Source organism: Marinobacter confluentis (genome assembly GCF_004785685.1).
Classification (GTDB): Bacteria; Pseudomonadota; Gammaproteobacteria; order Pseudomonadales; family Oleiphilaceae; genus Marinobacter; species Marinobacter confluentis.
The window spans coordinates 314,848-327,812 of sequence record NZ_SRPF01000002.1; the positions used below are offsets into that span (position 1 = coordinate 314,848).

12 protein-coding genes are annotated in these 12,965 nt (G+C 58.2%); 7 read left to right on the top strand and 5 right to left on the bottom strand.

Features of this window, described 5'->3' with window-relative positions; genetic code table 11:
• Nucleotides 1–7: 7 nt before the first annotated feature.
• From mreD to E5Q11_RS06925, 3 genes are read right to left on the bottom strand one after another with little or no spacing between them, the layout of a single operon-like run.
• Complete coding sequence (mreD, locus tag E5Q11_RS06915; protein WP_135802682.1) at nucleotides 8–484, bottom strand: rod shape-determining protein MreD; 477 nt, start codon at nucleotides 482–484, stop codon at nucleotides 8–10.
• Nucleotides 484–1,377, bottom strand: a complete 894-nt coding sequence (gene mreC / locus E5Q11_RS06920; protein WP_135802683.1) for a rod shape-determining protein MreC — start codon at nucleotides 1,375–1,377, stop codon at nucleotides 484–486. The genes mreD and mreC overlap by 1 nt, the downstream gene beginning before the upstream one ends.
• A 29-nt stretch (nucleotides 1,378–1,406) precedes the next feature.
• Nucleotides 1,407–2,447, bottom strand: a complete 1,041-nt coding sequence (locus E5Q11_RS06925) for a rod shape-determining protein (protein ID WP_135803361.1) — start codon at nucleotides 2,445–2,447, stop codon at nucleotides 1,407–1,409.
• 395 nt (nucleotides 2,448–2,842) lie between these two features.
• On the opposite strand from E5Q11_RS06925, the gene gatC reads away from it, so the two are divergent.
• The 3 genes from gatC to gatB are packed head-to-tail and all read left to right on the top strand — an operon-like array spanning nucleotide 2,843 to nucleotide 6,071.
• Entirely contained in the window at nucleotides 2,843–3,130 is a 288-nt protein-coding gene (gatC, locus tag E5Q11_RS06930; RefSeq protein ID WP_135802684.1) for an Asp-tRNA(Asn)/Glu-tRNA(Gln) amidotransferase subunit GatC, read from the top strand.
• A gap of 10 nt (nucleotides 3,131–3,140) precedes the next feature.
• Nucleotides 3,141–4,598 (top strand): Asp-tRNA(Asn)/Glu-tRNA(Gln) amidotransferase subunit GatA, encoded by a 1,458-nt coding sequence (gene gatA / locus E5Q11_RS06935; RefSeq protein ID WP_135802685.1) that lies wholly within the window; start codon nucleotides 3,141–3,143, stop codon nucleotides 4,596–4,598.
• A 21-nt stretch (nucleotides 4,599–4,619) separates the two neighbouring features.
• Nucleotides 4,620–6,071 (top strand): Asp-tRNA(Asn)/Glu-tRNA(Gln) amidotransferase subunit GatB, encoded by a 1,452-nt coding sequence (gatB, locus tag E5Q11_RS06940; RefSeq protein ID WP_135802686.1) that lies wholly within the window; start codon nucleotides 4,620–4,622, stop codon nucleotides 6,069–6,071.
• A 245-nt stretch (nucleotides 6,072–6,316) separates the two neighbouring features.
• Here the strand turns inward: gatB and rimO are convergent, their stop codons facing one another.
• Entirely contained in the window at nucleotides 6,317–7,660 is a 1,344-nt protein-coding gene (rimO, locus tag E5Q11_RS06945; RefSeq protein ID WP_135802687.1) for a 30S ribosomal protein S12 methylthiotransferase RimO, read from the bottom strand.
• Nucleotides 7,661–7,802: 142 nt separating this feature from the next.
• Between rimO and E5Q11_RS06950 the strand changes: the two genes are divergently transcribed.
• From E5Q11_RS06950 to E5Q11_RS06965, 4 genes are all read left to right on the top strand, one after another.
• Nucleotides 7,803–8,210: a PilZ domain-containing protein gene (locus E5Q11_RS06950; protein ID WP_135802688.1), complete on the top strand. Its 408-nt coding sequence runs from the start codon at nucleotides 7,803–7,805 to the stop codon at nucleotides 8,208–8,210.
• Between the two features lie 171 nt (nucleotides 8,211–8,381).
• Nucleotides 8,382–9,290, top strand: coding sequence for a sulfate adenylyltransferase subunit CysD (gene cysD / locus E5Q11_RS06955; RefSeq protein ID WP_135802689.1), 909 nt, complete (start codon nucleotides 8,382–8,384; stop codon nucleotides 9,288–9,290).
• A 1-nt stretch (nucleotide 9,291) separates the two neighbouring features.
• Nucleotides 9,292–10,950 (top strand): sulfate adenylyltransferase subunit CysN, encoded by a 1,659-nt coding sequence (gene cysN / locus E5Q11_RS06960; RefSeq protein ID WP_135802690.1) that lies wholly within the window; start codon nucleotides 9,292–9,294, stop codon nucleotides 10,948–10,950.
• 81 nt (nucleotides 10,951–11,031) lie between these two features.
• Nucleotides 11,032–12,051 carry a nucleoid-associated protein gene (locus tag E5Q11_RS06965; RefSeq protein WP_135802691.1) on the top strand — a complete coding sequence of 340 codons (1,020 nt, stop codon included), beginning with the start codon at nucleotides 11,032–11,034 and terminating at the stop codon, nucleotides 12,049–12,051.
• A gap of 150 nt (nucleotides 12,052–12,201) precedes the next feature.
• On the opposite strand, the gene trmH is transcribed toward E5Q11_RS06965, so the two are convergent.
• Nucleotides 12,202–12,939 carry a tRNA (guanosine(18)-2'-O)-methyltransferase TrmH gene (trmH, locus tag E5Q11_RS06970; RefSeq protein WP_135802692.1) on the bottom strand — a complete coding sequence of 246 codons (738 nt, stop codon included), beginning with the start codon at nucleotides 12,937–12,939 and terminating at the stop codon, nucleotides 12,202–12,204.
• Nucleotides 12,940–12,965: the final 26 nt, after the last annotated feature.

The window sequence follows — 12,965 nt, forward strand, 5'->3', positions numbered from 1 at the left end:
GGATGCACTAGCCCAGTTTGCGGTTCAGGTTGTCCAGCAGTATGCATAGCACCGGCCATACCAGCGCGCTGGTCAGAGCCGGCCAGAGGTAACTGAAACCGGAATCCTCGGCGCCGAGAGTCTGCTTGATAAAGTGCACCAGCATCTGGTTGATACCAAGAAGCAGGAACACCATCAGACACTGCTGAGGTAAAGGATACATGCGAAGGCGCTGGTGCACGGTCAGTACCAGAAAGGCGATCAACCCCATGGCCAGGGCGTTCACGCCCAACGGCGTTGCCTCGAGCACATCCAACAGCAACCCCAGACACCAGGCCAGCAGAATGCCGAACTGGGCGGGCGCCCGGAAGGTCCAGTAAAACACCATCAGGCCAAGCCACTCGGGACGGTACTCGAACCAGCCCAGGGGGAACAGGGAGCTGCTGAGCACCAACGCAACGATTACGCTGATAATGAAAACTGGATAGCTGATAACCGATAACATCAGGGCGCCTCCCCCTGTGGCGCCGGCACATTTGCACCGGGCTCCAGTCCTTCATCGGCATTCTGCCCGTTTCCGGTTTCGGCTTCAGGCGTGAATACAACCAGCACCAGCCGGCTGCGGTTCAGCTCTGCCCTGGGGTTGGCCTGAATTTCCACGAAAGGCTCACCCGGCTCTTTGGTGATGCTGTCGACTTCCGCCACCGGATAGCCTTTCGGGAAACGCCCGCCCAGGCCAGAGCTCACCAGCAAGTCGCCTTCCCGGATATCGGCGGTGTCCGGCACGTGAACCAGCTCCAGTGCATCGGTATCGCCGTTACCCAGAAGCACTGCCCGCAAGCCGTTACGGACGACTTCCACGGGCACCGCGTGGCTGCTGTCAGACACCAGCAGGACGCGGGAGGTGAAACTACTGGTCTGCTGGACCTGCCCCATCAGCCCGTGGGCATCCAGGATGGCCTGCCCGACCCGGACACCATCGCGGCTACCCTTGTTGATAACAATTTCATGGGTAAACGGATCCGGCGATACCGCAACTACCTCGCCCACAATGACGCGGTCATCGAGTACTTCGGAGGAATTCATCAACTGGCGCAGTTCATTATTTTCAGAGGCAAGTGCCGCGTATTTCAGGGCACGGCGCTCGAGTATCAACAGGCGGGCCTGCAGCGCTTCGTTCTGTTCAAGCAGGTCATCGCGGGTGGTGAACAGGCTGGATACCCAGTCGCTGAACTGGCCAGGCGCGTTGCCCAGCCAGTGGACAGGGGCAAGCCCAGTGCCGATGGCGCTTCTTACGGGGGTAAGCTGATTGAATCGTGCGTCGGCCACGATCATGGCGATCGACAGCACGAATACTATGGTCAGACGGAAACCAGGGACGGGGCCCTGGACAAAGATAGTCTTAATAGCGAGCGCTCCCCACAGGCTTAACCCTCCTGGGAGAACATTCCGATTCCGCCGCGGTCAATAACTTCCAGGGCCTTGCCGCCGCCACGGGCCACGCAGGTCAACGGATCTTCCGCAATGATCACCGGCAGGCCGGTTTCTTCGCTGATCAGTTTATCCAGGCCGCGCAACAGGGCGCCGCCACCGGTCAGCACAATACCGCGTTCGGCGATATCAGAAGCGAGTTCGGGCGGTGACTGCTCAAGCGCGCTTTTTACCGTCTGAACAATCTGCGCCAGGGATTCCTGCAGCGCATCCAGGATCTCTTCGCTGTTCAGGGTAAAGGCCCGCGGTACGCCTTCAGCCAGGTTGCGGCCACGTACGTCAATCTCGCGGATTTCCAGGCCTTCATAGGCACAGCCGATTTCGTGCTTGATACGCTCGGCGGTGGAATCACCAATCAGGCTTCCGTAGTTGCGGCGCACGTAGGTCACAATGGCTTCGTCGAATTTGTCGCCGCCGGTGCGCACGGATTCTGCGTAAACAATGCCGTTCAGGGAGATAATGGCAATCTCGGTGGTACCACCACCGATGTCCACAATCATGGAGCCGCTGGCTTCTTCTACCGGCAGGCCCGCACCGATGGCGGCGGCCATGGGCTCTTCAATCAGGAAAACTTCCCGGGCGCCGGCACCCATCGCAGATTCGCGGATGGCCTTACGCTCTACCTGGGTGGATTTGCTGGGGACGCAAACCAGTACCCGGGGGCTCGGGGTAATGAAGCTATTCTCGTGCACCTTATGAATAAAGTGCTGGAGCATCTTCTCAGTAACCACAAAATCCGCGATCACGCCGTCTTTCATGGGGCGAATGGCGGTTATATTGCCAGGGGTGCGGCCCAGCATGCGCTTGGCCTCGGCGCCGACGGCAGCGACCATTTTCTGGGAGCCGTTGGTGCGAATGGCCACAACGGACGGCTCGTTCAGCACGATTCCGCGCTCACGCACGTAAATAAGGGTGTTGGCGGTGCCCAGGTCGATGGACAGGTCGCTTGAGAATAAGCCTCTGAGTCTTTTGATCAACATTCGTGTAGTTTCAACCTGAGAGTTGCGGTCCGGAAAAGATGCCGCAACTTTAGCAGTGAGCACCCCCTCAGGCAAGGCACCATCGGGGCTCCGGGGCGGCCTTTATTGCTTTTCTTCAGTGTTTTGGCCCCTCCCGCGATTGTTCGAATCTGTTACCATGCGTCTTTATTTTTATGGCTTCAGTGGAGGGCCGTTCGAAGGAGCCTTTCCAAAACACGCTTCGAGTACATCCGTGTACGCTTGGGCTCCGCCATCCATGGCTCCGCACAGTTTTGGAAAGACTCCTTCGAACGCCCCCGGTACTTTTGGGTTGCCTAAAAACATTTGGCAAGCATTCAGTTAACAAATCGTATTGTTAAAGACATTTCATATACATTTCTGGGAGACAATTCGTGACCATTTCCCGCAAGGACATTGAGAAAGTCGCTGTGCTCGCCCGCATTCGCGTGGACGACGAGCAGGTGTCGGCTCTGGAGAAGGATCTGGGCAACATCCTGGATCTGGTGGATCAGCTGGGCGCTGCGGATACCGATTCGGTTGAGCCCATGGCCCACCCGCTGGATGCAGTTCAGCGCCTGCGTGCCGATGAAGTGACCGAAAGCGATCAGCGGGAGCGCTTCCAGGCAATCGCGCCGGCCACTGAAAACGGGCTTTACCTCGTGCCCCGCGTTATAGAGTGAAGGACGTATCATGCATAACAAATCCGTAGCAGAGCTTTCCCGGGATCTGGAAAGCGGCCAGGTTTCCAGCGTGGAGCTGACCCAGCAGTTCCTGGAACGCATCCGACAGGAAGACAGCAAGTACAACAGCTTTATTACCGTGACTGAGAATCAGGCGCTGGCAGATGCCAAAGCCGCCGATGAGCAGCGTGCGGCGGGCCATGCAACGCCCTGGACGGGAGTGCCATTTGCCCACAAGGACATCTTCTGCACCAACGGCGTTCTTACCACCTGTGGTTCGAGGATGCTGGAGAATTTCGTTCCGCCCTACGATGCCACAGTTACGGCCAATTTCCGCAAGGCGGGAGCGGTGTGTCTGGGCAAGACCAATATGGACGAGTTCGCCATGGGGTCGTCCACTGAGTCCAGCTTTTTTGGCGCCACTACCAATCCATGGGGACTTGGCCAGGGTAGCAAACGCGTGCCCGGCGGTTCATCCGGCGGATCGGCCGCAGCGGTAGCTGCGCGACTGGTGCCGGCGGCAACAGCGACCGATACCGGCGGCTCCATTCGACAGCCTGCAGCACTTTGCGGCATTACCGGGCTCAAGCCCACCTATGGCCGCGTTTCCCGGTACGGGATGATTGCCTTTGCCTCCAGCCTGGATCAGGGCGGCACCATGGCCCGCACGGCGGAAGATAATGCGCTGATGCTGAACGTGATGGCGGGCTTTGACCCCAAGGATTCCACGTCCATAGACCGCGAGGTGCCGGATTACACCGCCGCACTGAACGAGCCGTTAAAGGGCCTGAAGATTGGGCTACCGAAGGAGTACTTCAGCGACCAGCTCAGCCCGGCGATGGAGCAGCAGGTTCGGGATGCAGTGAAGGAATACGAAAAGCTGGGCGCGACGGTGAAAGAAGTCTCGCTGCCTAATGCAAAGCTGGCTATCGCGGCCTATTACGTGATTGCGCCGGCGGAAGCTTCCGCCAACCTGTCCCGTTTTGACGGGGTGCGCTATGGCTATCGCTGTGAAGACCCGAAAGATCTCATGGACCTTTACACCCGCACCCGAGCGGAAGGATTTGGTAACGAGGTCAAGCGCCGGATCCTGGTGGGTACCTACGCCCTGTCGGCCGGGTATTTCGACGCTTACTATCTCAAGGCCCAGAAGGTGCGCCGTCTGATTCAGCAGGACTTCATCAACGCATTTAAAGACGTGGATGTTCTGATGAGCCCGACCACGCCCTCACCGGCGTTCAATCAGGGTGAAAAGACCAACGACCCGGTCACCATGTACCTGGAAGACGTGTTCACCATCGCCATCAACCTGGCGGGCATTCCGGCCATGTCAATACCGGCGGGTTTTGTGGATGGGCTGCCGGTGGGCGTGCAGATCATCGGAGATTATTTCTCCGAGGCCCGTCTGCTGAACGCCGCCCATAAATTCCAGCAGGTGACCGACTGGCACCAGCGCGAGCCGCAATAAGCCCGAAACAGGAGAACAGATATGCAGTGGGACATTGTGATCGGGCTGGAAATTCACGTTCAGCTCGCCACCAGAACCAAGATTTTTTCAGGCTCCAGCACCGCCTATGGCGCCGAGCCCAACACTCAGGCCAACGCCGTTGACCTGGCCATGCCGGGCACCCTGCCGGTGCCCAACGAACAGGCCTTCCGCTATGCGGTGATGTTCGGCCTGGCGGTGAACGCCGAGATCGAACGGCGCTCCATGTTCGAGCGCAAGAACTATTTCTACCCGGACCTGCCCAAAGGCTATCAGACCACCCAGCTGGAACGCCCGATTGTCGGTCCCGGCTTTGTAGACATTGATCTGGCAAACGGCGAAACCAAGCGGGTGCGCATTCACCACGCACATCTGGAAGAGGATGCCGGTAAGTCACTCCATGAAGACTTTCACGGAATGACCGGCGTAGACCTGAACCGCGCCGGTACGCCGCTGATCGAGGTGGTCACCGAACCGGATATGAACAACGCCGAGGAAGCGGTGGCCTTTGCCAAAAAGCTTCACGGCATTGTGACATCGCTCGGCATCTGCGATGGCGACATGTCCCAGGGCTCGATGCGGTTTGACGTCAACATCTCCCTCAAGCCCAAAGGCTCGGAGACGCTGGGCACCCGCACCGAAACCAAGAACCTGAACTCTTTCCGTTTCATGGAGCAGGCCATTGCGCACGAAGTCGAACGGCAGATGGATATCCTGGAAGACGGCGGCACCATCGTGCAGGAAACCCGCCTGTACAACGGCGATAAAGATGAATCCCGCTCCATGCGCACCAAGGAAGAAGCCAACGACTACCGCTACTTCCCCTGCCCGGACCTGCTGCCGGTAGAAATCGATGATTCTTTCATCGACGAGGCCCGCAACAGCCTGCCCGAGCTGCCTGATGCAAAGAAAGCCCGCTTTATGGAGCAGTACGGCCTGAACGACTACGACGCAGGCCTGCTGGCCGGTGACTCAAAACTGGCCGCCTTCTTCGAGGCCGCCGCTGAGCGCGGGAAAGACGCCAAGCTGGCGTCCAACTGGGTTCAGGGCGAGTTCTCTGCGCGTCTGAATGCGGAAGAAAAGTCCGTGGCCGACTCGCCGATTACCGGCGAACAGTTGGGCGACCTGGTGGTGCGAATCGCAGACAACACGATTTCGTCTGCCGGCGCGAAGAAGGTCTTCGAAGCCCTGTGGACCGGCGAAGGCGAGAGCGTGGACGCCATCATCGACGCCAAAGGCCTGAAGCAGGTGTCCGACACCGGCGCCCTGGAAGCCATGGTCGATGAGGTTCTGGCGAGCATGCCGGATCAGGTGGCCCAGTATCAGCAGGAGTCCGACCCCAAAAAGCAGAAGAAGATGCTTGGCGGGTTTATGGGGCCATTGATGAAGGCTTCCAAAGGTCAGGGCAATCCGAAGCTGTTCAATGAGATTCTTGTTCGGAAGCTTGGGGAATAATTCTTCGGCTACGGGTGGTGGCTGCTTGCTATGGTCCTAGCCTGCGGGGTTCTGGAGTTAACGGCACGTGGCAGAAAGGGGGTTCCAAAACACGCTCCTTGCGGCACATCCATGTGACGCTTGGGCTCCGCCATGGATGGCGGAGCCCAAGCGCCCATGGATGGGCTTGTAGCGTTTTTTGGGAGGGGGCATCCGCCGACGCCCTCCCCCGAAACAACCAGGCTAGGGCTGGACTAAGAACCCATTCAAACCAGCCTAGCCCATAAATCATGCTCGTCCGCATGCTCAACCACCGCCTGAACGATCTGCCCGGGAACCAGGCCAGTCTCCTCGTTGAGGTACACCATGCCGTCTATTTCCGGAGCATCCGCCTTGGAGCGGCCGATGGCGCCTTCCTCGTCGACCTCGTCAATCAGAACATCAATGGTCTGACCGATTTTGGCCTGCAGGCGGGCGGCCGAGATCTCGGCCTGTTTTGCCATGAAACGGGCAAGCCGCTCTTCTTTAACGTCCTCGGAAACCGCGCCTTCAATCTCATTGGCTTTCGCACCCTCTACCGGGCTGTATTTGAAAGCGCCAACCCGATCCAGTTGCGCTTCGTCCAGCCAGTCCAGCAGGTACTGGAAATCTTCCTCAGTTTCACCGGGAAAACCAACGATAAAGGTCGACCGAATCGTCAGCTCCGGGCAGATTTCCCGCCACCTGCGGATGCGCTCCAGCGTCTTGCTGTCGTGGGCCGGGCGCTTCATGGCTTTCAGAACTTTCGGGCTGGCGTGCTGAAAGGGAATGTCCAGGTACGGCAGGATCTTGCCTTCCGCCATCAACGGGATGACGTCGTCCACATGGGGGTACGGATACACATAGTGCAGGCGAACCCATACACCCAGTTCGCCCAGGGCTTCGCACAAAGCCTGCATCCTGGTTTTCAACGGGCGGCCCTGCCAGAAGCCGGTGCGGTATTTCAGGTCCACGCCGTAAGCCGAGGTGTCCTGGGATATGACCAGAAGCTCTTTAACCCCGGCATCAACCAGGCGCTGGGCCTCATCCATCACATCGCCAATGGGCCGGCTGACCAGGTCGCCGCGCATGGATGGGATGATGCAGAAGGTGCAGCGGTGGTTGCAGCCTTCAGAAATTTTCAGATAGGCATAGTGCCGCGGCGTCAGTTTGATGCCCTGGGGCGGAACCAGGTCGGTGAAGGGATCGTGCTGCTTTTTCTGGGGCACGAACTGGTGAACAGCACCAACCACTTCTTCATAGGCGTGGGGACCAGATACCGCCAGAACACCGGGATGGGTCTCGCGGATTCTGTCGGCTTCCACTCCCATGCAGCCGGTGACGATTACCTTGCCGTTCTCGCTGATCGCCTCGCCGATGGCGTCCAGGGATTCCTGTTTGGCAGCATCAATGAAACCGCAGGTATTGACCACAACGATGTCAGCGTCATTGTAGGTTGGCACCACATCGTAGCCGTCAAGACGGAGTTGCGTGAGGATCCTCTCCGAGTCAACCAGAGCTTTCGGGCAGCCAAGACTTATAAAGCCTACCTTGCCATTTCCGGTTTCAACGGATGCTATTTTGTCTGCCATATACCCTGCCTTTGTTTCATTTCTATGACGCATCGCCCAGAATCATACTGACGATGAGCATACCAATACCGGTCACACCTTGCTGGTCACTAACTAAACAACTAGACTTTCAGGAAGTTAAGCCAATCAGTCAAAATAAGCGATGACCAAGAACCTTGTTGTAAAATCAAACCTTCGCAACCAGCAGCGCGTAGACGTTGCCACCGAAGCCAGGATTGAGAAGCCGGATGGTAGTTCTCTGGTCTGCTCGGTGTCCAATATTTCCCGCACCGGGCTGATGATTAGTTGTGGTCAGGAACAGGTACGGGAACTGATTCCAGGCCAGCAAACCCCTGCTCCCGGCACCTGGATTGATGTGAAAGCGACCTTCCCGGTTCCGGTTGTGGCCGGCCAGCCAGTATCGGTGGTGGCAAACGGCCATATCGTTTACATGCGGCGCATTTCCCGCAACGAATTCCAGATTGGCGTGCAGTTCGCGGAGTTCGACGGCAACGGCTTCGAGTACGTGGACAATTACGTCAGCAAATTGCTCGCCGCTTCGGCCCTCTGAGGCTGCGCTGCATTCGGAAGCCGAAAAGCCCTGACCGCTATATTGTTATAGCATCAAACTCTAGCAGCCCGCCTTCTTATGCCATGGCCGCTTCTGTTATCATCTGCGCTTTCACACGCCATGCCCCGGGCTGACTTTAGCGCGGCGCAAGCAACGCGGTAACAGGACACGATGACCACTTACAACCTGACGCACCTTAAACAGCTGGAAGCTGAGAGCATCCACATCATCCGGGAAGTCGCTGCCGAATTCGACAATCCGGTCATGCTTTATTCCATCGGGAAGGATTCTGCGGTAATGCTGCACCTGGCCCGCAAGGCTTTCCATCCCGGAAAACTGCCTTTCCCACTGCTGCACGTGGACACAACCTGGAAATTCAGGGAGATGATTGAATTCCGGGACCGCAAGGCGAAGGAGTACGGCCTGGATCTGATCGTTCACAAGAACGAAGACGGCATCCGGCAGGGTATTGGTCCCTTTACTCACGGCAGTGCCAAGCATACCGACATCATGAAAACCCAGGCCCTGAAACAGGCTCTGGACAAATACAAGTTTGATGCCGCTTTCGGTGGCGCCCGTCGGGACGAAGAAAAGTCCCGCGCCAAGGAACGGGTTTATTCTTTCCGTGATGAATATCATCGCTGGGACCCGAAAAACCAGCGCCCCGAGCTGTGGAATATCTACAACGGCAAGATCAACAAGGGTGAGAGCATCCGCGTCTTCCCTCTGTCCAACTGGACCGAGCTGGATATCTGGCAGTACATCTATCTGGAAAACATCGAAATCGTTCCGCTGTACTACTCCGCCAAGCGCCCCGTCGTCGAGCGCGACGGCACCCTGATCATGGTGGACGACGAACGCATGCCATTGAAGGAAGGCGAGAAGCCGGAAATGAAATCCATCCGCTTCCGCACCCTGGGCTGCTACCCGCTGACCGGCGCCATTGAATCCGAGGCAGACACCCTGCCGGAGATCATCCAGGAAATGCTGCTGGCAACCAGCTCCGAACGTCAGGGCCGTGTGATTGACCACGACTCTGCCGGATCCATGGAACAGAAAAAGCGGGAAGGGTACTTCTAAGATGGCACACCAGTCCGACCTTATTGCAGAAGACATTCAGGCCTACCTGAAGCAACACGAGAACAAGGAACTGCTGCGGCTGCTGACCTGTGGCAGCGTGGATGATGGCAAGAGCACCCTGATTGGCCGCCTGCTGCACGACACCAAGATGATCTACGAAGATCACATGGCCAGCCTGAAAACCGACAGCGCCAAAATGGGCACCACCGGTGAGAAGCTGGACCTGGCCCTGCTGGTGGACGGCCTGCAGGCGGAGCGCGAACAGGGCATCACCATTGATGTGGCCTATCGCTTCTTCTCCACCGACAAGCGAAAGTTCATCATCGCCGACACCCCTGGCCATGAGCAGTACACCCGCAATATGGCCACCGGTGCCTCCACGGCGCAGGTCGCGATCCTGATGATCGACGCCCGCCTCGGTGTACTGACCCAGACCCGCCGCCATTCCTACATCGCATCCCTGCTGGGCATTCGCCATGTAGTTGTTGCAGTGAACAAGATGGACCTGGTGGATTACAGCGAAGAGCGCTTCAACGAAATCAAGGACGACTACCTGGCCTTCGCCGGTCAGCTCGGCCTGAAAGACATCCGCTTTGTGCCCATGTCCGCGCTGGAAGGCGATAACGTGGTCAACCGGAGCGAGAACACGCCCTGGTTTGACGGCCAGCCGCTGATGGAAATTCTGGAAACGGTTCAGGTGTCCCACGACAAGAACCTGGAGCACTTCCGCTTCCCGGTCCAGTACGTCAACCGTCCCAACCTGAACTTCCGTGGTTTCTGCGGGACCGTGGCATCCGGCGTCATCCGTCCCGGCGAAAAAGTCATGGCACTGCCTTCACGCCGCACCAGCACCATCAAGGACATCGTGACCTTTGACGGCAACCTGGAAGAAGCCTACATCGATCAGGCGGTCACCTTGACCCTGAACGACGAAATCGACGTCAGCCGTGGCGACATGCTGGTGAAAGCCGAAGACGAGCCGGAAGTGGGCAACCGATTCCTCGCCAACATCGTCTGGATGACCGACGCGCCGCTGGAAACCGGTCGCCTTTACGACATCAAGCTGGGCCCGACCTTTTCATCAGCCACAGTGAAAGCGATCAAACACCAGACCGACGTCAACACGCTGGAAAAGCGGGAAAACCCCGGAGCGCTTCAGCTCAACGAAATCGGCCTGTGCGAGCTGACCCTGAGCCAGCCCATTGCCTTTGACCCCTACCCAAGCAACCACGTCACTGGCAGCTTTATTGTCATCGACCGGTTGAGCAACGTCACCATCGGTGCAGGCATGATCGCCGGCAGCGCGGAGTCGGTGGAGTCGCTGGACCCGGTGACCACCGAAGAACGCCAGCGTCGCCTGGCCCAAAAGCCTGCCATCATTGCCTGTAACGGCAAGCAGGCGCAGGCCCTGGCTCTGGCTCTGGAACGCGCACTGTTTGATCAGGGCAAAACCACCGTTGTGCTCAGCGAAGACAACGCCGGGAACACCGACGATCGCCGCCGCGCCGCTCAGGTGGTCAGCGCCCACAGCCTGATCGCGATTGTGGTGAACCTGGGTGCCGACGTTGCCTCAGCCTCGATCACCGCTGACAGCACTGAAGAAATCCCCGAAGCCGTCAACAAGCTGGTTCAGGATCTGGTTCGCAACAAGCGAATCTGATCTCACACCGGCAATGACACCTGGCCCCGAGAGCCGAATGGCTCCGGGGCTTTGTTCGTTCTATGTTCAGGAATCATCGTTATGGCCATAAAACACCTGCGTGCCGCCTACGCCGCCCAACTCCAGCCCGGAAACCCGGCCCGACTGCGGCTGGGCGAACCACTTGGCGAGCCCGGCGGGGATTATGAAGGCCTGCAGAAACAGATGAAGCGGCTGTTCAACAGCAAACCGGGCAAGAAATATGGCCGTTTCTCCGAGGACACCGGCGAATCCCCGTTCAGCGCCTGGCTCAAGGATTATCTGGAGGACCGCCAGAGCTTTGCCTCACTGACCGACCGCCTGTTCAAACAATGGCAGGACCTGCTCACCGGCAGCCAGGAAGAACACCAGGGGCACCTGATGGTGGTCCACGAAGCACTGGCGGATTCCGATGTGGTCTATCTTCTGGTCCTGGAAACGGACAGCGCCCTGCGCTTCGACGGACAGCAGGCGCTGGATACCACCGACGTACTGAGCCTTTCGCGGCTGAACCTGGCGGTACGAATCGAGCTGGACGACTGGCTGAGCGAACAGGGCAGCGAAAACTACCTGACGCTGGTACATGCCCGGGGCACCGGCGAGATCGGCGACCACTTCATCCGACTCTGCGGATTCACCAATCTGGTGGACGTAGAGAAAGAAACCCTGACCTTTCTGGACGCGGTGGAAGCCTTCGCCAAATCCTCGGAACCGGAAAAGGCCGGCGAAGTGCGCAACCGCGCCTACGAATTCTGCAAGGAACAGCACGCCCTTGGTGAGCCTGTGGAAATCGAAGCCCTGTCCGGCTATCTGGACGAAGACCAGCCCCAGCGCTTCAAACAGTTCGCCAGCGAAACCGCCGAAATCCCGGAAAGCGGCGTGCTGCACCCGGACCATCGCAAAGTGAAAAAGCTGGTGCGCATTGCCGGTTCTGGCGGCGGCATGAGCGTGTCTTTCTCTTCTGACCTGGTAAACCAGGCTATCTATTATGACCGCGACAATGATGCTTTGACGATCACTAAGCTACCCAAGGCTTTGCGGGAACAGTTGCAGCGATATCTGGAGGGGCGGGAGGAGTCCTGATCCTCTGGGCCTGCTATCTGAGGGGGCTGTCCGCGCCGCCGTTAGGTCTTTGCTTTCGGAAAAAGAACTCGCTTCGCTCAGACACCTTTATTCCTGCAGAAAAGACCTAACCGCGTCACGGGCGATCGGGCTTTTGAGATAACTCTGGTTCTACTGATTGGAAGCCCTTTCGCGGGCTTCAGCCCTTGCTCGTTTTTGCTCGGCTCGTAGTTCTCTTGTTTCTCTCATCCAGGCTACGCCGTCGATCAGTTCGCCGGTTTCCGGATCTATCGCCGGATAAGGCAGATTCCGGTCATCGCAGTAGCGTTTTACGACCGGCTGGCACCAGCGGAACAACAGGCGGTTGTACTCCGCATCGGGCAGACGCTGGTGATCAAACATTCCGGCCAGCTTCCGCTGGCGTTGGGCCTCGGACAGGATAATGGCGCAGGCTGCCGATACGTTCAGGGACTCCACCATACCCATCATCGGGATCACGATGTGCTCATCGGCCTGGTCGGCCGCATTGTCGCTGACGCCATCTACCTCGTTACCCAGGATGACCGTACAAGGCACGGTGAAATCCGCTTCCCGGAAATCAATGGCGCGATCTGAGAGCTGGGCCGCGTACAGCTTGTGGCCCTGCCCTTTTAACGCGCCCACTGCGTCATCCATGGTGGGGTGTGTATGGGTTGTCACCCAGTGATAGCTGCCGCCGGCGGTTTTCCGGAAGGCCCGGAAGCCCTCCCGGGGCCAGACCACGTGCATGTTGGCGACGCCGAACGCATCACAGGAACGGATGATGGCCGAGAGGTTTCTGGGTTTGTGGACCTGGTCTGTCAGGACGCTTAGGTCTGGTTGTCGGGTGTTGAGGGTTTGTTTGATTCGGGCGAGGCGTTCGGGAGTCATAAATAATCGGGACAGAAAATTAGGGT